Raw genomic sequence first — 21,106 nt, 5'->3', positions numbered from 1 at the left:
GGCGCTGGCAACGGTTGATTCATGTCGCGCGCCAGCCACGGGTGGCGAGGTAATCCAGAACACCCACGACCAACAGCGACAGGCCCACCAGCGGGAACACCACGCCACCGATGCACAGCAGCACGAAGACACCCGCCACGCTTCGCCCGTGCTTCGGCAGTGGCGGCACGCCGATCCCACCGATGGGCCGCCGCTTCCACCACATCACCGCACCGCTGAGGCAGAGCAGGAGGATCGCTGCGCACGCGACGATCAGCACCACACGGTTGACCGTGCCGTACTCGTTGCCGAGATGGACATTGATGCCCCATTCCAGTCCACGCCCAAGTGCACCGTAATCGGCGTAGCCCATGTCCAGCAGAACCCGGCCGCTGTACTGGTCCAGATGCACCACCCGCTGGCGCGAAAGATCCTCCGGATAGACCGAGGCGGTGTAGACCCCCATGGGCCCACGCGGCAGCGCGATGCTGTAGCCCGGCGCAAGGCCCAGCGCGTTGAACCGGCGCATGGCCGCGTCGATGCCGAGCGCGCCGGGCTGTGTCGACAGGTCGCCGAGTGGGCCGCCACCATGTGCGGCATGCCCGTCATCGGCAGCGGCGTGCTGGACATGCGGCACCGCTGAGACCGGCAGTTGTGCCTGCTCCATCGACCACGCTGGCGTGGTGGTGTCGGCAAGCCGATGCGCGGACATCGGCACGTCCACCCGTACTCCCGTCGGGTAACCATAGTCGTGACCGTTCGCCCAGGCATTGACCTGATGGCCCCAGACCACCGACCACGGCATGCCGGTGACGGCCAGGAACACGAGCACACCGCCCACCCAGACGCCGGTCACCGCGTGCAGGTCGCGCCAGAACAGCCGCTGTCGCGGCTGCCCGCGAACAGTGGTGATCCCACCGGTCTGTCCGCGCGGCCACCACAGGTACACGCCGGTCGCCACCAGCAGGATGGCCCAGCCGGCGGCGATCTCGATCAGTGCACTGGCGTAATCACCGAGCAGATCGAGGCTGTGCAGCTGCCGCACCACGCCCGAGAACGTTCCCTTGTCCGGCAGGTGCCCGAGCACCTGCGCGGTGCCCGGGTCGACGTAGTAGACCTGCCGTCGACCGTCGGCCTCCTGTACGCCGATCTCGATGCTGCCGTCGGCGTACTCCGGAGTGGTGTAACGGAAGATCTCCCCGTGACTGACGGCGTTGACGGCCGCCAGCTGGGCGCTGGCAGGCGAGGGTGGCACCGCTGCGTTCTGCACTACCTTCAGATCGTGATGGATCCAGCGATCGATCGGCTTCTGGTAGACGTATACCGCGCCGGTCAGCGCCAGCCAGGCGATGAAGGGCAGCACGAACAGGCCGGCATAGAAGTGCCACCGCCACACCGCGCGGTAGAAACGCCAGCGATCCGATGCACGCGGGGTAGCAGGGGTTGGCATGTCAGAGCTCCCGGGTCCAGCTCAGGTACAGTGCCCGCCCGTCACCCGGTGAGTAACCCGAGGAACCGCTGTCGTACCAGGCATACACGTAGAAACGATCTGTCGCATTTTTCAACTGCAGGGCCAGGCTGTTGCGCGCGTCCAGCCGATACGTGGCGCTCAGGTTCAACAGTGCATAGCCGCCGTAGCGTCCCAGCGTGTTGGTCCTTTCCACGAAGTAGTCGCCCTGGCCATTGCCCCAGGCGCTGAAGGCCCAGTCGGCCGTCGGGGCGTAGTCCACACCTGCGCTGGCCAGCCAGTTCGGCACGTTCTCGATCTGCCGCCCGCGGGTCTGCGGCGCACTGGGGTCGGGCACCTCGATCACCGCCTTCTGCCGCGAGTACGCGGCCCAGGCGCGCCACTGTGCGCTGGCCTGCCACGTCAGCTGGGCGTCCCAACCGCGGCGCAGCGTCTGGCCCACGTTGCCGACCTCATTGGCCCCGACCACGGCATTGACGCCCAGGACGGTGGCGACCTCATCGCTGGCCCGCTGCTCCCAGTACGCGATGCGGGTCTGCAGCCCCTGCACGGGCGCCCATTTCATCCCGGCCTCCCAGCCTTCGTTGAGGGACGGAGCAAGATCGTTCAGCTGCGTTCGATACGCGCCATTGCCGCTGCCGATCTGGAACGTTCGCCCCCAGTTGGCGTACGCAACCGTGGTCGGGCTGAGATCGTAGGACACACTCAGCTTGGGTTGTTTGATCAGGCCATAGTCGTACACCGGTGCGCGCAGGCCGGTCGCCCCATTGTGGAAGTCGCCATACATGCGATCGACCCGGTAGGCGGGCACGATCTTCAGCGCGTCCATCGGCCGGATCACCGCCTGCACGTAGGCACCCCGGGTATCGAGGGTGTAGTCCCAATCGCGCAGGGTCGCCTGGCGCTCGCGCGCGACGGTCCTGTAGCGGCGGGCCGTGTTGTCCTGCCACTGCCCATCCACGCCGGCATCGAGGACGAACTCGGCCAGCCGCGAGTCCGGGCGCCAGGTGGTGTTCAAGAGCAGGCCGCGATGGGTCTCATCGTTGAAACGTTCCTGTTGAGCGCCTCCCGCGGTGAACGTCACCCAGCGCTGGTTGCGATAGTCGTTCTGGTAGGCCTTGGCGTTCCAGCTCCAGTCGCTGCCCAGTGCGCCATCGATGTGCACGGCGGTCTGAACCGTCTCGCGCTCACTGCGGTCATCGCGTGCGTAGGCCGGCGATTGCGTCGGATTGGCCTGCACCTCCGGATAGCTGAGGTAGCCGGCTTCCAGTGCGGCATTCTTGTAGTAGCGGCTGGTCAGCCCTGCGCGCCACCGGCCCTCAGGGTCGGTGTAGAACCACTTGCCGGCGAAGCTGCGCTGCGTGCCATTGGCATGGTCGCGCTCGCCGTCGGACGTGCGCCAGCCGACGAAATAGTTCTGTGACCAGGGGCCGCGCTCGAACCCTTTGGCCAACTGCACATCCTGCGTGCCAAAGCTGCCGGCGGTGATGCTCAGCTGGCCGTCATTGCCGCCCTGGCGGGTCAACACATTCACGTCACCGGCAATCGCATGCAGCCCGTAGCGGGCATCGTTGGTGCCGCGCACGATCTCGAGCGCGGCGATGTCCAGCGGAAACACCGCATCCAGGTAGGGCATGCCGCCCGAATTGTCATTGCTCGGAATACCGTCGATCAGCAGCTTGACCGCGTTGATGCGGCCCTCGCCGTTGAAACCCCGGAAGGAAAAGCGGCCGGCGTCGGTGCCCATCTTGAACTGGGTGACCTGCACGCCCGGGGCATTCATCAGCAGCTCCCAGCTATGGTCGACCTTCTGCGGTTGAAGGACATCGCCGCCGATGAGATCCACCGAGGTGAATACCGAGCGGGCCGACAGCTCGCGCTCGGCGGCCGAACGCGCCTGCACGGTGCCCAGGGTCAGCACGGTACCGTTCTGGGCAGCGACGGTGGCGGGAAGAAGAAGGGCAGCGGCAAGCACGGCCGTGATGGCCTTGGCCAAAGGTCGATACGAAAAAGAAGTTGTCATGGTCCACAGCATTCGATGCCGCGGTCAGCGTGACCGGGGCAGGGACAAGGTCCGGCCGACGGGCCGGATGGCGCAGAGCGTTGGGCACGAGCGGGCAGGGCGCAGCAAGACTGCACCGGATACTTGCCGGATCAGCAGACCAGAACAGGTGGGCCGCGGGCGCCGAGGGTGCCTTGAGCGGGAGCGCGACGACGCTCGACCAGACCTGACAGCGATCGAAACACGGCCGGCCACTGCGTCAGCAGCAGGAGCAGCGCCACGAGCAGGCTGATGAGACGGGCCGCGATCAGGCAATACTCGCACTCCACGCCCATGTCATGGTTGGCGTGCGGATCGGCAGGCGCTTCGGCAGCGGGGCGGGCCTCGCCCTGATCCTTATCGTGATGCGCGTGATGGCCCGCGTGCGCGTCGGCATCCGTCATGGCGTGATGCGCCGCATGGGGATGGGGTGCAGGCGAGGCTTCAATGACGGGCGCGGTCACCGGCGCCAATGCCCGGCTGACCATGGGCGCGACGATCACCAGCGCAATCGCCAGGAAGGCCCAGGCATGAAGCCAGCGGTGGAGGAGGGACGCATGCACCGGCCCGATGGTAAGGCATGGTTGTCGGGATTCCCGGCGAAAATGCACCTTTTTTGCTCGATTGCGACGGTTTGTCGCAGTCTGGCGCTGGGCGGCGTGAACTCTGGAGCGGCTCATGGACCGGCCCCGTGCCCGCACTGCACATTGACAATTCTCCAAATAGGACGCTTATATCCTATATGGGCCTGAATCCCTCCCCGGTCGTTTGCGTTGGCAGGGCAGGCAGGTCACAGGATTCTCAACCGCTTGCGTCCCAACGCAGGCTTCAGTACGCCATTCAAGAGAGCACGACATGACAGCAGTAAAGGGTTGGCGGCGGTTTTGGCGATGGGTGAAGTGGATCCTGCTGGGTCTGCTCGCGCTCGTGATCCTTCTCACCCTGATCGGGGTGGTGTACGAGGCGCTCGCGCGCCGCAGCGCGGCGACCGACCATCCGCTGCGTGGGCAGATGGTCGATATCGGCGGGCGCCAGATGCATATCGAGTGCCGCGGCAGCGGCTCGCCGACCGTGATCTTCGAATCCGGGCTGGGCACGGGCGGGACGATGGATTGGACGCGCGTACACGACCGGATCGCCGGCTTCACCCGTGCCTGCGCCTACGATCGCGCCGGCATCATGCGCAGCGACGCCAAGGACACCCCGCAGCGTGCGTCGGCCGTGGCCGATGACCTGCATGCCCTGTTGAAAGGCGCCGGCATCACCGATCCCCTGGTGCTGGTCGGTCACTCCATCGGCGGGCCGTACATCCGGACCTATGTCGGGCGTTACGGCGGGCAGGTGGCCGGCCTGGTGATGGTCGACCCCTCGCACCCCGACCAGATCGCCCGGCTCGGCAGCGTGGTGAGCATCGATGTCCATCCGAAGAAGGTGTCGCTGTTGATGCACACCGCGACGGCGCTGTCGCGGACCGGCCTGGTGCGCTTTCTGTTCTCGCGCGCCGATCATGGCCCGCGACCCAAGGATGAGGCCGCGGAGATCACCGCCTTCTCCAGCGCCTCGGTCACCGGCGCGACCGCCGAACTCGACGGCTTCGACAGCACCATGGACGATGCCCGCGCGGTCACGTCGTTTGGCGACCGCCCGGTGATCGTGTTGACCGCGTTGAAACCGTTCAAGCCCGATGAGCTGGAGACGATGGGTCTGTCGGCAGAGGAGGGCGCCCGGTTCAAGCAGGAATGGCGCACGCTGCATGCCGAGCAGGCCGCCCTGTCCAGCCGCGGGCAGCAACAGATCGTGAGCGACTCGGGCCACTACATCCAGATCGACCAGCCGGATCGCGTGGTCGCTGCGGTCCGCGAGGTGGTGGATGACGTTCGCGCTGACGGGCGTACCGACAAGGAGATGAAATGATGAAGCGCACCCTGCTCTGGGCGGGCCTGTCCATGCTGCTGGCCACCCACGTGGCGGCCGCCGACCATGACCTGGTGATCCGTGGTGGCCGCGTGCTCGACGGCGCCGGCAATCCGTGGGTCCGCGCCGACGTGGCGATCAAGGACGGCCGGGTGGTCCAGGTCGGCCAGGTTCCCGGACACGGCACCCGCGAGATCGACGCCACCGGGCGCTATGTATCGCCCGGCTTCATCGACATGATGGACCAGTCCGGTGCGGCGCTGCTCAAGGACGGCGCCGCGGAAAACAAACTGCGCATGGGCGTGACCACGCTGATCGGCGGCGAGGGTGGCCCGCCGGTCCCTGCATCCGGGATGCCCGGCTACTTCAAGCAGCTGGAAACGCAGGGTATTGCCGTCAACTTCGGCACCTACTACTCCTCGACCCAGGCCCGCGTGCATGTGATGGGTGATGCCGCGGGCGCGCCCACGCGCAAGCAGCTCGATGCCATGGGCGAGCAGGTCAAGATCGCGATGGAGGCCGGCGCGTTCGGCATCTCCAGTGCGCTGATCTATGCGCCCAGCAGCTTCCAGAGCACCTCGGACCTGATCTCGCTGGCCAAGGTCGCCGCCCAATGCGATGGCTTCTATGCAACGCATATGCGTGACGAGAGCGAGGGCGTGGTCAAGGCGATCGAGGAAGCCATCGAGATCGGCGAGAAGGGCGGGGTCAAGGTGGAGATCTTCCACCTCAAGGCGGCCTACGCGCCGGAGTGGGGCAAGCTGATGCCGCAGGCGCTGGCGACGATCAATGCCGCACGCGACCGTGGCGTCGATGTCGCCGCCGATCTGTATCCCTACACCGCCGGTGGCACCGGCCTGGAAATCATCGCGCCCAGCTGGGTCTGGGCCGACGGTCTCGAGAAAGGCATTGAACGCGTGCGTGACCCCAAGGTGCGCGAGCGGATGAAGAAAGAGGTCGCGGCGGGGTCGATGCCCGGCTGGTCGAACCTGGTGCATGCCTCGGGCGGCTTCGAGAATGTGCGTCTGGCCAACAGCTTCAGCGACAAATATCGGCGGTTCCACGGCAGGACGCTGGCCGAGATCGGCAAGGAACTGAATCTCGATCCCGCGGACGCGGCCTGGGACATCGCGCTCGAAGGGTTGCCCAATCGCGCGGTTGCACTGTACTTCATGATCAGCGAACAGGACGTGCAGCTCGCGCTGCGCCAACCGTGGGTCAGCATCGGTAGTGATGCCGCGGCGGCGGTGAACTACGGCAGCGACGGCGCCATCGGCCTGCCGCACCCGCGGGCCTATGGCACCTTCCCGCGCATCCTCGCCGAGTATGTGAAGCGACAGCACGTGCTGACGTTGGAGGATGCGGTGCGCAAGATGACCAGCTGGCCGGCGCAGCGGATGGGACTGAGCGATCGCGGGTTGATCCGCGAGGGCATGCGCGCGGACATCGTGCTGTTCGATCTGGACACACTGGATGATGTAGCGAGCTGGGATGCACCTGCTGGCGCGCCGACCGGCATCGAGACCGTGATCGTCAACGGCGTGGTCAGCTTCGAGGGCGGCAAGCACACCGGCGCCAGGGCCGGCTCGGCGCTGCGCCATCAATGCCGCACGCGCTGAAAGACGTGCGCGCACCAACATACACAGGACACACCTCATGATCCGACATTCCACCGGTGGGAGCCTTCTCGCCCTGGCGCTCGCCACGTCTGCGCCAGCATTTGCTGCCGCGCCCCCGATCGCCAGCGCGGATGACCTGGGCACGGCTGTCTCGGCGCAGATCGCCTGCGCGGGCATTTTCGTGGCCAACCGCGCCGAGGCCGACGTACTGCGTGATGACATCCACGCGTTGGCGCCCTTCACCAAGACGGTGACGCTGTCGGTGGACCGCAGGGCGGGTACCGTCACCGCCTCCGCGCCTGGCACGCCCACCCGCACGGCGCTGCATCGTCCGGCAGTCGGCTGCACGCTGACCACCGGCGACGTGCCGCTCACCGCACTCAAGGCCCAGACGGCCCGGCTCAAACCGCTGTCGCCGCTGTCGTCACGCCCGTGGCCGCAGGGGGACCAGCCCGTGCCGGCACTGCAGGCCGCCGCTGAAACGCACCTCGACCGGGCCGCACTCGATGCAGCGGTGCAGGCCGCCTTCGATGAGCAGAACGTGGATGGTTATCCGGACACCCGCGCAATCCTGGTCGTGCAGGGTGGCGCGATCGTCGCCGAACGCTATGCGCCCGGCTTCAACCAGAACACCCGCATGCTCGGCTGGTCGGCGACCAAGAGCTTCATGGGCACGCTGGTCGGCCTGCTGGTCGATGATGGCGTGCTCAAGCTGGATGAGCCTGCGCCGGTGCCGGAGTGGAAGGGTGCGGGCGATCCGCGTGGCGCCATCACGCTGCGCCAGCTGCTGACGATGTCGAGCGGGCTGGCGTTCGTCGAAAGTTACAAGCCCGGCAATGACTCGATCAAGATGCTCTTCGAGGCAGGCGACATGGGCGCACTGGCGGCTGCTTCGCCGCTGGAGCACGCCCCGGGGACGTTCTGGAGCTATTCGTCGGGCACGACCAACCTGCTGTCGCGGATCGTCTTCGAGGCGACCGGCGGCACCCTGGAAGGCATGACCCGTTTCGCGCAGCAGCGGCTGTTCGAGCCCGCCGGCATGCGCAGCGCGCTGATCGAACCGGACGAATCCGGTGTGCTGGTCGGCAGTTCCTATGGCTATGCGACGGCGCGCGACTGGGCACGCTACGGGCTGCTGCACCTGAACCACGGTCAGGCCGGTGGCAAGCGGCTGCTGTCGCAGGAATGGCTCGACTTCGCGCTGACGCCGACCCCTGCATCGCCGCGCCCCTCCTACGGCGCGCAGCTGTGGTTGAACCGCGCAGAAGCCACGGAAGCGGGCCGCAAGGTGCTGCAGGATGTGCCACCCGATGCGTTCATGGCGATGGGCCACAACCACCAGATCGTGGCGGTGATCCCCTCGCAGGATGCCGTGATCGTGCGTCTGGGCTGGACCCCGGAAGGGCAGAAGTTCGACTGGAACAAGCATCTGTCGCGGATCGCGGCGGCGCTCGCCCCGGCCGTCGCACCGACGAAGTAGCCGGAAGCGAAGAGAAGAAGGAGGGCGCCCACAGCGGCGCCCATTGACAGTTCTCTCGATAGAGAACTACTGTCTCAATGTGAGAATTACTCACCTTCAGGCAGAGAAACGAGATGTGCTCGATCAAGCTGTTGGCGACGCCCCCGATCACGCGTGACCGTGCCGCCGACGGGGTGAACGTCTGATGGCCCGCCTGAAACTCGGTATCGCGGTTGACGCCCTGCGTCTCGCAGCCCCCTTCCGTATCGCCAGTCACGTATTCGACTCCCGGCTGGCCTGCCTGGTCACCCTGGATGACGGCACCCATGTCGGCCGCGGTGAGGCGACCGGGGTCTATTACCTCGGCGAAGACATCGAGACCATGCGCGCCCAGCTGGAAGCGGCGCGCGATGCGATCGAAGCCCATCCGACACGCGAGGAGCTGCGTGCGATCCTGCCCGCTGGCGGCGCACGCAACGCGGTCGATGCCGCGCTGTGGGAGCTGGAATCCAAGCAGACCGGCACACCCGTCTGGGCGCTGGCCGGGCTCGCTGCGCCACGGCCGCTGCCGACGACATTCACGGTGGGTGCCGACGACCCCGCAGCCATGGCGGCGGCCGCGGTTGCGTATCGGCAGGCGCGCTCCATCAAGGTCAAATTGACCGGTGACCTGGACCTCGACATCGCGCGCGTCGCCGCCATCCGTGCGGTGCGCCCGGATGTCTGGCTGGGCGTGGACGCCAACCAGGGCTATCTGATCGGCGATCTCGACCGCCTGGTGACGGCCATGCTTGCAGCCAATGTGTCGCTGATCGAACAGCCACTGGCGCGCGGGCGCGAAGCCGATCTCGATGGATTCGTGTCGCCCATCCCGCTCGCCGCGGACGAGAGCGCGCTCACCCTCGCGGACGTGGAAGGACTGAAGGGCCGCTTCAAGGTATTCAACATCAAGCTCGATAAATGCGGCGGCCTGACCGAAGCCCTGTTGATCGCGGCCGCGGCGCGCGAGTCGGATCTGGGCGTGATGGTCGGTTGCATGGTGTGCAGCAGCCTGGGGGCCGCGCCGGGCTTCGTGGTCGGGCAGCTCTGTGACCTCGTCGACCTGGACGGTCCGACCTTCCTCAAGCAGGACCGTAGCCCGGGGGTCGTTTATCGCGACGGCACGATCTGGTGCGACGACGCGGTCTGGGGCGCCCGGAGCTGAGTCACGGGGCGCGCCTGGCGCACGAAATGATGTCAATGCTGCGACGCAGGATTGACAGTTCTCTGAACAGGATTATTGTGTCCTACATGGGCTTGTAAGTAGCCATTCATCCCAGGAGCGTCATTGCCAGGCCGGCACCACCCCAGCACGACGGGGTGCCCTGACTGCCGCATTCCGTGCCCATTGCCGTGGGCGTCCAGCTTCGCTACCGAGGTCTCATCACATGAGTCACTGTTCGCTCCGAATGAACGCGTTGTCGCTGGCCTGCACTGCAGGCATCCTGGCCTTGGGCTGCAGCGCCACGGCACTGGCACAGGTCGCCGCCGAGAACCCCAACCGCGACGAGGTACATACCCTGGGCACCGTGACCGCGACCGCGCAGAAACGCGTGGAAGTGGTGACCGATATCCCGATGTCCATCAGCGTCATCAGCGAAGAGCAGCTCGACCGCCTCCAGGTCAACAACATGAACGACCTGGCCGGACTGGTCCCCGGCCTGCAGATCACCAGCCTCGGCGCGCCGGGCCGCTCGACGATCTCGATCCGCGGCATCACCCCGATGGGCAACACCGCCTCGACCTCGATCTATGTCGACGATGTGCCGCTGACCGCCAACGGCTCGCTGTCGGGTGCGACCTCCGGCATGTTCGATCTGCTGCCTTACGACGTGCAGAACGTGGAAGTGCTGCGCGGGCCGCAGGGCACGCTGTACGGTGCCAGCGCCCTGGGCGGCGTGGTCAAGTACGTGACCAAGCGGCCGGACCTCGAGGACTTCTCGGGCCGCGTCGGCGCCACGATGCGCGTTGTCGACGATGGCGGCCGGGTCGGCCATTCCGAGCGTGCCGCCGTCAACGTGCCGCTGGTGCAGGGTCAGCTGGCCCTGCGCGCCAGCTACGCCGAGCAGACCAGCCCGGGCTGGATCGACAACAGCGTCCTGCATCGCCGCGACACCAACGATGTGTACCAGAACGCCGGCCGCCTTTCGTTGTTGTGGAAGGCGTCGGACACGGTGGATGTCCTGCTCACCGCGATGCGCCAGGAAAACAAGGGCGACAATTTCGCGACGGTCGCACTGGACCCGGCCACCTTCAAACCGAAGCTGCCCGGCTACGCCAATGAATACCTGTTCCTGCAGCCCAGCACGATCAAGTACGACGTGTACGGCCTGACGGTGGACTGGGATCTCGGCTGGGCCGATTTCACCTCTGCCAGCAGCTGGATGAAATCCAACTCGTGGCGCCTTCAGGACCAGTCGGTGGAGTACATCCCGCTGCTCGGCCAGAAGCCGGGCGTCGGTCCGGTGATGGCCTATGCTGGCCTGGACACGGATATCGAACTGAAGAAGTGGACCCAGGAACTGCGCCTGACCTCCAAGGGCGACAGCCGCCTGGAGTGGCAGCTCGGCGCGTTCTACACCGATGAGGATGCCACCTACACCGAGCGTGGCAGTGCATTGAGCCCGGCGTTCATCCCGGTGCTCGATCTGTTCACCGCCTCGGTGTTGACCACCTATAAAGAAAAGGCCCTGTTCGGCAACGCCACCTGGAAATTCACCGACCGCTTCGATCTGGCCTTGGGCGTGCGCCATGCGCGCAATGACCAGGAGTTCCGCCAGACGCTCGGCGGTCCGCTGGGCGGCGACGGGGTGCAGCGCATCACCGAATCCTCGGAAAGCGTGACCACCTGGAGCGCCAGTCCGCGGCTGTTCCTGGGCGAAGACACCATGGCCTACGTGCGCGTGGCCACCGGCTATCGCGCTGGCAGCCCGAACCCCATCCTGCCGGCCGCCCCCGATGTGCCGCCGCAGGTGAAGTCGGACACGCTGATCAATTACGAAGCCGGCCTCAAGACCCACTTCTGGGATCGGCGTGCGCTGGTGGAAGTGGCGGCGTTCCGGATCGACTGGGATGACATCCGCCTGAACCTGCTCACGCCCCAGGGCATCTCCTATGGCGTCAATGGTGGCGAAGCGCGCAGCCAGGGCGTTGAATTCACCGGCGCACTGATGCCGGTCGACGGCCTGCGCCTGAGCAGCAGCCTGACCTACACCGATGCGAAGTTGACCGCGCCGATTCCGCCGGCCCGCCCGGGGGGCCCCAACCAGGCCGAATCCGGTGCACAGCTGCCGCAGGTGCCCGAATGGGCAGGCAGCCTGCAGGCCGACTACCAGTTCCCGACGAGTGGCGAGTGGGGCTGGAGCGTCGGTGGCGCGCTGCGCTATTACGGCGAGCGCGCGGCCTCGGTGGCGTCGACGCAGTCCTTCGATCTGCCCAGCTACACCACGGTCGACCTGACCGCGGAAGTGAGCAGCCAGAACACGACCGTGCGCTTCTTCATCACCAACCTCACCAACAAGGACATCTACGTGGCGGCAGGCAGGACGATTCCTGCGGCAGGCGCGCAGGAGTACCGGCGCTGGAATGCGGTGATGATGCAGCCGCGCACGGTGGGTGTGTCGCTCGATTACAGCTTCTGATCGAGCGGGGCAGGGCGGCGCGGCACCTTCCGGTGCCGCGCTGGCCGACAACGCCACGAAGGCGCGCTATGCGGGCCGATACGCGTCGCCGAAGCAGATATGCTTGCACGGGTCCGCCCCACACCCGCAGGCCGCAGCGCGATGAGCTTCAGACTGGATTCCCTCCTGCGTTCCGCCGCGCTGCTGGTGTGTGCGGCGCCGCTGTTGACGGGATGTGCCCGGACCCACCGGGAAACCGTGCTGTCCTCGGACACGTTGAAGGTCGTGGCCGTGACCGAAAGCCGACTGGACATCAACGTCAGCCGGTATCAGCACTACACGACGTACGTGCTGTACGTGGACGGCAACAGGCTGTCCGATCAAGGATTCTCGGCGCTCCTGCAGGATCGTGACGCAGCGGGCGATCAGTTCGTGCATACCGATGCCGTGGTGCTGGACGAAGACGCGGTGCTGATCGCCTCGCATAACCGTGACGGCTCACGCTGTTGGACGACGCGGCTTGCCGCACGCAATGGCACGCCGACGCTGGACACGATCATGAAAGGGACGGCCGACTGCAGCATCCGCCCGGCCGCTCCGGGCTGGCGGGCGTTTTACCAGGACCCCGGCGACCTGATCCTGGTCCGTGAACGGCCCTTCCAGGTCCATCCCATCGCGGGGTACTGGTATGCGCTGTGGATCGACGGCGACACCGTCGCCCTGTACCGGAAGGACCGGGACCATGAGCGCCTCGTCGTCAGGCTGGCACGGATTTCTTCGGATACCCCGCTTGCCGAGCAGACCCTGCCGATGCAGACCTATGCGGAGCCCGACCTGCTGCATGCCTCGCCCGAGCAGCGACGGCAATGGCTGTTCGACAACTTCACGGTCTCCACGGGCGCCGCTCCCTCGATCGCGCTGCGTTCCGACCATCGACTCGACACGATCACACCCGAGGTATGGGCGGAGTATCAGGAGATCGAGCGGCAGAACAAGGAACTGGATGCCCAGGCACGTGCCGCCGGCGACGCATGGATCGAGGCCCAGCGCCGGGAGCTGATGGAAGCGGAGACGCCCCGATGATCGAGACCCGCCTGCTCCAGCAGTTCATCGCCGTGGCCGAGGAGCTGCATTTCAATCGCGCGGCCGAGCGGCTGCACATGGCACAGCCGCCGCTGAGCCAGGCCATCCGCCGGCTCGAAGGCCTCGTGGGCGCGCCGTTGTTCGAACGGACCAATCGCAGCGTGGCGCTGACCCCGGCCGGCGCAGCCTTCCTTGAAACCGCCCGCCGCACGGTGCAGTCCCTCGAAGAGGGCGTGGCGCAGACGCGCCGGGTCGCACAGGGCATCGAAGGTCACCTCACCCTGACCTTCATCAACATCGCCCCGTATGTCCCGTTGCTGCGCGTGCTGCGCACGTTTCGACAGGCAAACCCCGGCATCACCTTCACGATGCGGGAGGCCACTACCCAGGAGCAGATCAACGCGCTGGAGCAGGGCAGGGCGGACATCGGCTTCATGCGGGCACCGGGAACGACGACACCGCACCTGCGCTTGGCCGCGGTGTTGAGCGAACCCATCTGCGTGGCGCTGCCCGTTGGCCATCGCCTTGAAGCAAGCCCGACCGTCGACCTGGCTTCCCTCAGGGACGAGGCGTTCGTTGCGTCGCCGAGGACCCTGGGCAAGGGCTTTCATGACCAGCTCATCAGCCTGTGCCAGGGCGCCGGGTTCGTGCCCGACATCGTGCAGCACGGCCGGCAGATGCAGACCTTGATCGCCCTGGTGGCCGCCGGGTTCGGCATCGCGCTGCTGCCCGCCTCGTTGGCGACGGACGCACGGCCGGATGTTGTGTTCCGCCCGCTCCAGGTCGATGCGCCCGAGGCCATGGCACGGTTGGACCTGTTCATGGCATGGAACGAGAACCGCGCCTCCGCGATCCGCGACCGGCTGATCGACGCCGTGCTGCAGGCGCTGCCACCGCCTTGAAGCGATGAGACGCGCCGCATCTTGCCGCGGTATGCAGACGGTCCTTCACCCACATCCCAGCAGGCACTAGTCTTCGGCAGCTCCGCCGTCGAGGATCCGCAATGCCTGCTGCCATCTATGTGTTTTCGCTGTGCGCCTTCGCGTTCGGTTTGTCTGAATTCGTTGTCGCGGGCCTGTTGACCGCCATTGCCGATGATCTCGATGCGCGGATCTCCCTCGTCGGCACGGCCATCGCGGCCTATGCGCTGGGCGCGGCCATCGGTGCACCCTTCATCACCGCCCTGGTCGCCCACTGGCGGGACCGGCAGATCCTGCTGCTGGCCACCGCATTGCTTGGGCTGGGCAGCGTGCTGATGAGTGCGTCACCGAACCTGGTGACCCTGCTGGTGATCCGCTTCGTGGTCGGCCTCGGCCACGGCGTGTTCATGGCGGTGGCCTCGGACGCAGCCACGCGACTGGTCGAGCCGCAGCGGTCCGGCCGGGCGCTGTCGGTGGTCTGGATCGGACTGACACTGGCCCTGGCGTTCGGCGTTCCGATCGGAACCTACCTCGGCAGCGTGTGGTCGTGGCGGGTGGTCTTCCTGACCATCGGGGCGCTCAGCGTGACCGGCATGTTGGGCCTGGCGCTGTGCATGCCGCGGGGTGGGACCGCTGCTCCGTCCGCCCCAGGCGGCGCATGGAAGGGCATCCAGGCCATCACCCACCCGCAGCTGCTGATGACGGCGGGCATCGGCGCGCTGGTCAGCGTCGCCACGTTCTCGTTCTTCACCTTCGTCTCGCCCTATCTGCAGCAGGTCACCGGCGTGGACGTGCAGTGGCTGAGCCTGGGCATGCTGCTGTTCGGTGTCTGCGCCATCGCAGGCAATCTGCTCGGCGGATTCCTCGGCGATGCCATGGATGGGGATCGCAGCCTCCGGCTGGCGCTGGTCGCGTTGGCGGTGAATCTGCTCGTGCTGTACAGCTTCGCAGGTGTGCCGGCCATGATGATGCTCCTGATCGGCACACTGGGCATCTGCTTCTTCTCCATCGTGACGCTGCTGACCCTGCGCCTGCTCAAGCAGGCCCAGCACTTCATTCCCGGCTACAGCTCGGTGGCGGCCGGACTGAACATCGCCTCGTTCAACCTGGGCACCGCGCTGGGCGGCGCCGTGGGCAGCCTGACGATCAGCTACGCGACGCTGGCATCGGTGCCGCTGGCAGGGGCCGTGGCCGCGCTCCTGGCGGGCATCGTGCTGTATCTGCAGCGGCGACGGATGAGCGCCATCATCCACATACGTCCGTGAACAGCCGTGCGTAGTTGCTGCCCAGGATCTTCTCGATGCGGGCGTCACTGTGCCCGCGCCGGGACAGCAGGAACGCCAGGCGGTCGAAGCGATCGGGCTGGTTGAGGTCGGGCAGGAAGGTGACCACATCGCCGCTTTCACCGGGCGCGGAGATGCCGAGTCTGACGCGCTCCTCGACGACGGCGCGCAGCCGCTCGCGGTACTCCGGGGTCAGGTCGATCGAGGAGATCATGCCATCGGTGCCCAGGCAGACGTGTTCCTCGCCACAGACGTTGATGGCGTGTTCGATGTGGCGGATCAGGTCCTCTGCCGTCGGCTGCCCCTGCTGGCGCAGGAACGGCATCAGGTAGATGCCCGCGACTCCGCCCCGTGCCGCAAGCTGGCGCAGTTCCTCATCGCTCTTGTTGCGCGGGTTGTCGGCGAGGGCGGCACAGCCGGTATGACTGATCGTGACCGGGTGCCTGGACGCTGCGATCGCATCCAGCGTGGTGCGCTGGCCAGCATGCGAGAGATCGATCAGCCCTCGGCCGGCATCGATCTTCTCGACCAGCTCGCGACCGAATCGACTCAGCCCTGCATTGGCCGGCTCGAGGCAGCCGTCACCGACCAGATTGCGGCGATTGTAGGTGAGCTGGTAGACGCGTACGCCCAGGCCATGGAAGGTATCGAAGCGTTCACTGTCTTCGCCGAACGGCGTCGCATCCTGGAAGCCGTAGATCATGCCGAGGCGCCCGCTGCGTTTGGCATCGACAAGGTCCGCACCGGTACGCACAAGGCTCAGGGCGTCCTCATGCAGTGCCTGCTGCGCATTCCAGTAGGCGATGTTGCGCATCGTCAACGCGTAGTCGTTGAGGTAGCTGCCGACGCCACTGACGGTAATGGTGCAGGCGGTCAGCCCGGAGGCGCGCGCGTCGGCCAGGGAACGTGCACTCAGCGGCGCGTAGTCGGTGGTGTCCCGTGTATCGAGTGGGCCGCCACTGAGCGCATCGATCACGGTGGCGCGCCGATAGCCCGGCCACTGCGGGCGTGCGGAAGCCGCCGGGGCAGCGGCGCCGGCCTGCGCCGGCAGCAGCAGGGCGCCGGCGGCACCGAGCGCACAGGCGCCCAGAAAACGTCGCCGCGATCGCTCGGCGTCGAAGGCATCGTTCGTCATCGCGTCAATCTCGAGGCTCATCGGGTGTGTACCTGCTGGTGTGGCTGGAGGCCGAGGGATGGCGCGATGGTGGCTGGATCGAAGACTCGGCCACCCGGAAGTACCCTGTCAACCGAGCGGAAGCCGCGCATGCAGGCGCTTCCTGGCCGCCCCCTCACTGCAGTCCGGCTGCCTTGCAGGCATCGACGAAGGTCGCGCCCTGTTTATCCATCGCCGTTTTCACGATCTGATTGGCTTTCACAAGCGCGGCGCTGGGCGTGGCCCATTGCGCTTCCGGCAGTGCCTGGGACCAGGCCACCACTGCTTCCGGCAGCACAGGTCGGTCCCGGCGATGAACCCATTCGGCCAGCAGATAAGGCGCCTTCCAGAACGTCAGTACGCGCCAGAGGTACCAGCGACGAAGCGGCCAGTAGGAGCGCGTGCTGTATCCGTACTTCTCCCGTTGCTCCGGGGTCAGATCGTCGCCGCCATCGTCCAGCGACCCCATCGCGCGAGCATCCTCACGCTCGATCTCGAAGGTGTGCATGCCCTCGTAGGTCTTCAGGCGATCCGCGCTCGGCGTGAGGCCGAGTGCCTTGAACCAGCGGTTCGGCGCATTGAACTGCTGATGGTCTTCCATGTAGTTGCGGATCGCCGTCCACATGCCCAGAGAGTACGAATCACTCGGCTGGGACAACAGGATGAACTGCACCCTGTCCAGCGCTTCATCCTCCAGCCCCATGCCGAAGGTGTACTGGCGGGTCGCGCCGTAAGCGGTCACGCCCTGGGAACTGGATACCCAGGCGACAACGCTTTCCCATGGCACGATCAGGACGCGGCGGGTCTTGCGGTCGATGTAGCAGACTTCGCGGCGCTGGCGGTTGAAGCGCACGGGGTAGGGCTTGTCACGCTTGAATGTGTCACCGAGCAGGCCGTAGGCGAATGCTCCCAAGGGAAGCAGGCCGCCAAGCGACCCCAGCGCAAAGACCTGGATGAACGCTTTCAACTCGCCCCAGGGATCCGGCCAGTTCTGCGGATAGGCAAGCACGCCGTACAGAACCATCAGGGCCGGCACGCCGACGACCATCAGCACCAGCAACGAGATGGCCCCGGCCAGCCATTTGCTTCCCTCGACCGTTCCCCAGTTGCTTCCGCCCATCTCCAGGAACACATCATTCACGTCCGAGAAGTTTCGACGGGATGCCTGGACCTGGCCGGTGTGAACCGGCAACGGCGACAGGAACAGGGTTTCGCTCAGGCCTTCGACCCGGATTTCACCCGCTGAAGGACGTTGACTGCGGACGTCGAGACCTGGTTCGGCCGCAACCTCCTTGTTGCTTCTCTTGAAGAGACGTTTGAACACGCGCTGTTGCCGGATGGACAACGTTGCATGATTTCACACGGGATAACGACTGTCACCGGGCGGGAAAACAACCCGGCGTATAGTGAGCCCATCCTCACCGCAAGGATCAACGCTATGCAGAAGGGCTCGGATCTACTGGTCAAAGCGCTGGAAAACGAAGGCGTGGACCGCATCTTTGGTGTGCCGGGCGAGGAGAACCTGGACTTTCTGGAGTCGCTGCGGAACTCGCGCATCCAGCTCGTCCTCACCCGCCACGAGCAGGCGGCCGCCTTCATGGCCGCTACCCACGGCCGGCTCACCGGCCGGCCCGGCGTGTGCCTGGCCACGCTCGGCCCGGGCGCACTGAACTTCTCGACCGGCGCGGCCTATGCCCACCTTGGTGCGTGGCCGATGATTCTCATCACCGGGCAGAAGGCCGTGATGAGCGCCAAGCAGGCGCGCTTCCAGATCGTGGACATCGTGGCGTCGATGAAGCCACTCACGAAAATGACGCGCCAGATCGTCAGCCCGGCCGCGATTCCCGCCACGGTCCGGGATGCGTTCCGCGTGGCGATGGAAGAACGCCCGGGCCCGGTACACCTGGAGCTCCCGGAGGATGTCGCCGGTGAGGAAGTGGAAGATGTGCCCGTCATTCCCGTGCATCCCCTGGAACGTCCGATCGCGCCTGCTGCCGCGCTGGATAGGGCGGAAGCCGCCATCCTCGCGGCCAAGCGGCCGCTGGTGATGATCGGCGCGGCCGCAAGCCGGCCGTGGCTCACCGAGGCGCTGTCCGCGTTCGTGGCGCGCACCCGGCTGCCGTTCTTCAACACGCAGATGGGCAAGGGTGCGGTGACCGGCGGCTCCAACCTCTACATGGGCACGGCCGCGCTCTCCGAGGGCGACTATGTACATGAGGCCGTCGCCCGCGCGGACCTGATCATCGCCATCGGCCATGACACCGTTGAAAAGCCCCCGTTCCTGATGAAGAGCGGCGGTGGCCCCAAGGTCATCCATATCAGCTTCCAGTCGGCCACGGTCGAGCAGGTCTACCACCCCGACATCGAGGTGCTGGGCGATATCGGCCCCTCGGTGGATGCCCTGGCCGGGCGCCTGGAAGGGCGCCTGACGGCCGATGACGGCATGATCGAGCTGCGCCAGAACATCCTGGCCCGGCTCAACGACCGCGCGGAGGAGGACCGTTTCCCGGTGACGCCGCAGCGGCTGGTGCATGACGTGCGCCAGTCCATGCCGGACGACGGCATCGTCTGCCTCGACAATGGCATGTACAAGATCTGGTTCGCGCGCAACTACCGCACGCATGTCGCCAACACGCTGCTGGTCGACAATGCGCTGGCCACGATGGGGGCCGGCCTGCCGTCCGCCATGATGGCCGCGATGCTGTACCCGCAGCGGCGCGTCATGGCCGTGTGCGGCGATGGCGGCTTCATGATGAACTCGCAGGAGATGGAAACCGCCGTCCGGCTCGGGCTCAACCTGGTCGTGGTGATCCTCAACGACAGTGCCTACGGCATGATCCGCTGGAAGCAGGCGGTGGATGGCTTCGAGGATTTCGGGATGCGCTTTGGCAATCCTGATTTCGTGAAGTATGCCGAGGCCTACGGCGCGAAGGGCAGCCGGGTGACGGCCGTCGACCAGTTGGTGCCGATGATCGAAGCCGCCTTCGCGGGCGGCGGCGTCCACGTGCTGGACGTGCCCATCGACTATTCCGAGAACACCCGCGTGCTGGTGGATGAACTGCGCAACCGCACCCCGAACGTGGTCTGCGCATGATCGCCTCCGATGCCACACCCTCAAGGAGTCCCGCATGTTGACCGTCGTACAGGCCTTCGACCGCGCCCCGATCGCAGAAATCGGCTTCGACACTGCCACCGCGCTGGAGCACAAGCTCAGCGCCGCCGAGCGGGTCTTCAAGGACCGCGACGGCTGGCTTGCGCCGCACGCGCGCATCGCGATCCTGCGCAGGCTTGCCGCCTTGATGGACGCCAGGCGCGACCACCTCGCCCTGCAGATTGCCCGCGAGGGTGGCAAGCCGCTGCCGGATGCCATCATCGAGACCACGCGCGCCATCGATGGCGTCCACAACGCCGCCGATGAGCTGCGCAACTTTGCCGGCCGCGAAATACCGATGGGGCTGTCGGCAGCGTCGGAGGGACGCTGGGCGTTCACCACCCGCGAGCCGATCGGCGTCGTGGCGGCGATCTCGGCGTTCAACCACCCGCTGAACCTCATCGTCCACCAGGTTGCACCGGCCATCGCGGTCGGTTGCCCGGTCATCATCAAGCCGGCCTCGGCAACGCCGCTGTCCTGCCTGGAATTCGTGGCGATGGTGCATGAAGCCGGACTGCCCGAACCGTGGTGCCAGAGCTTCCTCCCGGAAGGCAACGATCTGGCCGAGGCCTTGGCCACGGACCGCCGTATTGCCTTCCTGAGCTTCATCGGCTCGGCGCGGGTAGGGTGGTCGCTGCATGCCAAGCTGGCACACGGTGCACGTTCGGCGCTGGAGCATGGCGGCGTTGCGCCGGCCATCGTCGACCGCAGTGCCGATCTGGCCAAGGTCATCGAGCCGATCGTCAAGGGTGGCTACTACCATGCGGGCCAGGTGTGCGTCTCCACGCAGCGCATCTTCGTCCACGACGCGGTTGCCGATGACTTCACCCAGGCCCTCATCGCCCGGGTCGAATGCCTGCGCACCGGCGATCCCACGCTGAAGGACACCGAGGTGGGCCCGCTGATCCAGCCACGCGAGGCGGACCGCGTCACCGAATGGATCGAGGACGCCGTGCGCGGCGGCGCGCAGCTCGCCACGGGCGGCAAGCGCCTCTCGGAGACCACGCTGCAGCCCACCGTACTGCTCGATCCGGCCAGCGACGCGCGGGTGACCACGCAGGAGATCTTCGGCCCGGTGGTGGCGGTCTATCGCTACACCGATCTTGACGAGGCGATCGCGCGTGCCAACTCCCTGCCCACTGCATTCCAGGCCAGCGTGTTCGCCCAGGATATCGACGTCGCCCTGCGCGCCGCCAACCGGCTGGATGCCTCGGCCGTGATGATCAACGACCCCACGGCGTTCCGCACCGACTGGATGCCCTTCGCCGGCCGCCGCGAGTCGGGCTACGGCACGGGGGGCATTCCGTACACGATGCGGGACATGTCGCAGGAGAAGATGGTCCTGATGCGCAGGAGCTGAGCGAGGCGTGCCGGCCG

Annotated in this window: 15 protein-coding genes; 10 read left to right on the top strand and 5 right to left on the bottom strand. The window is 66.5% G+C overall.

What is annotated here, in order from left to right; genetic code table 11:
• Nucleotides 1–19: 19 nt before the first annotated feature.
• From ABE473_RS01170 to ABE473_RS01160, 3 genes are all read right to left on the bottom strand, one after another.
• Nucleotides 20–1,429, bottom strand: a complete 1,410-nt coding sequence (locus tag ABE473_RS01170) for a PepSY domain-containing protein (RefSeq protein ID WP_346488166.1) — start codon at nucleotides 1,427–1,429, stop codon at nucleotides 20–22.
• A gap of 1 nt (nucleotide 1,430) precedes the next feature.
• Entirely contained in the window at nucleotides 1,431–3,470 is a 2,040-nt protein-coding gene (locus tag ABE473_RS01165; protein WP_346488165.1) for a TonB-dependent receptor, read from the bottom strand.
• 131 nt (nucleotides 3,471–3,601) lie between these two features.
• Entirely contained in the window at nucleotides 3,602–4,168 is a 567-nt protein-coding gene (locus ABE473_RS01160; protein ID WP_346488164.1) for a DUF2946 domain-containing protein, read from the bottom strand.
• A 214-nt stretch (nucleotides 4,169–4,382) separates the two neighbouring features.
• Here ABE473_RS01160 and ABE473_RS01155 point away from each other — a divergent pair, with 214 nt between their 5' ends.
• The 8 genes from ABE473_RS01155 (at nucleotide 4,383) to ABE473_RS01120 (ending at nucleotide 15,407) form a co-directional block, all read left to right on the top strand.
• Nucleotides 4,383–5,402, top strand: a complete 1,020-nt coding sequence (locus ABE473_RS01155; protein WP_346488163.1) for an alpha/beta hydrolase — start codon at nucleotides 4,383–4,385, stop codon at nucleotides 5,400–5,402.
• Nucleotides 5,402–7,021: a D-aminoacylase gene (locus ABE473_RS01150; RefSeq protein ID WP_346488162.1), complete on the top strand. Its 1,620-nt coding sequence runs from the start codon at nucleotides 5,402–5,404 to the stop codon at nucleotides 7,019–7,021. The genes ABE473_RS01155 and ABE473_RS01150 overlap by 1 nt, the downstream gene beginning before the upstream one ends.
• Before the next feature lie 37 nt (nucleotides 7,022–7,058).
• On the top strand, nucleotides 7,059–8,501 hold the full coding sequence (locus ABE473_RS01145; protein WP_346488161.1) for a serine hydrolase: 1,443 nt from the start codon (nucleotides 7,059–7,061) through the stop codon (nucleotides 8,499–8,501).
• A gap of 184 nt (nucleotides 8,502–8,685) precedes the next feature.
• Nucleotides 8,686–9,684 carry a dipeptide epimerase gene (locus ABE473_RS01140; RefSeq protein ID WP_346488160.1) on the top strand — a complete coding sequence of 333 codons (999 nt, stop codon included), beginning with the start codon at nucleotides 8,686–8,688 and terminating at the stop codon, nucleotides 9,682–9,684.
• A gap of 244 nt (nucleotides 9,685–9,928) precedes the next feature.
• On the top strand, nucleotides 9,929–12,160 hold the full coding sequence (locus tag ABE473_RS01135; RefSeq protein WP_346488159.1) for a TonB-dependent receptor: 2,232 nt from the start codon (nucleotides 9,929–9,931) through the stop codon (nucleotides 12,158–12,160).
• Nucleotides 12,161–12,301: 141 nt separating this feature from the next.
• The gene (locus tag ABE473_RS01130) at nucleotides 12,302–13,222 is read left to right on the top strand and encodes a hypothetical protein (RefSeq protein WP_346488158.1); all 921 of its coding nucleotides are present in this window, start codon (nucleotides 12,302–12,304) and stop codon (nucleotides 13,220–13,222) included.
• Nucleotides 13,171–14,124, top strand: coding sequence for a LysR substrate-binding domain-containing protein (locus ABE473_RS01125; RefSeq protein WP_346488157.1), 954 nt, complete (start codon nucleotides 13,171–13,173; stop codon nucleotides 14,122–14,124). The genes ABE473_RS01130 and ABE473_RS01125 overlap by 52 nt, the downstream gene beginning before the upstream one ends.
• 101 nt (nucleotides 14,125–14,225) lie before the next feature.
• Nucleotides 14,226–15,407 (top strand): MFS transporter, encoded by a 1,182-nt coding sequence (locus ABE473_RS01120; RefSeq protein WP_346488156.1) that lies wholly within the window; start codon nucleotides 14,226–14,228, stop codon nucleotides 15,405–15,407.
• Here ABE473_RS01120 and ABE473_RS01115 read toward each other — a convergent pair.
• Entirely contained in the window at nucleotides 15,388–16,581 is a 1,194-nt protein-coding gene (locus ABE473_RS01115) for a membrane dipeptidase (protein WP_346488155.1), read from the bottom strand. The genes ABE473_RS01120 and ABE473_RS01115 overlap by 20 nt on opposite strands.
• A gap of 133 nt (nucleotides 16,582–16,714) precedes the next feature.
• Nucleotides 16,715–17,902, bottom strand: coding sequence for a DUF6708 domain-containing protein (locus ABE473_RS01110; RefSeq protein ID WP_346488154.1), 1,188 nt, complete (start codon nucleotides 17,900–17,902; stop codon nucleotides 16,715–16,717).
• Between the two features lie 114 nt (nucleotides 17,903–18,016).
• Between ABE473_RS01110 and ABE473_RS01105 the strand changes: the two genes are divergently transcribed.
• Nucleotides 18,017–19,672, top strand: a complete 1,656-nt coding sequence (locus tag ABE473_RS01105) for an acetolactate synthase large subunit (RefSeq protein ID WP_346488153.1) — start codon at nucleotides 18,017–18,019, stop codon at nucleotides 19,670–19,672.
• Nucleotides 19,673–19,706: 34 nt separating this feature from the next.
• Nucleotides 19,707–21,089: an aldehyde dehydrogenase family protein gene (locus ABE473_RS01100; RefSeq protein ID WP_346488152.1), complete on the top strand. Its 1,383-nt coding sequence runs from the start codon at nucleotides 19,707–19,709 to the stop codon at nucleotides 21,087–21,089.
• The last annotated feature ends 17 nt before the right edge of the window (nucleotides 21,090–21,106 follow it).

Source organism: Stenotrophomonas sp. TWI700 (assembly GCF_039673645.1).
GTDB lineage: Bacteria > Pseudomonadota > Gammaproteobacteria > Xanthomonadales > Xanthomonadaceae > Stenotrophomonas > Stenotrophomonas maltophilia_AA.
Note: the sequence above shows the minus strand (reverse complement) of the source record. Positions and strands in the feature narration are given on the sequence as shown.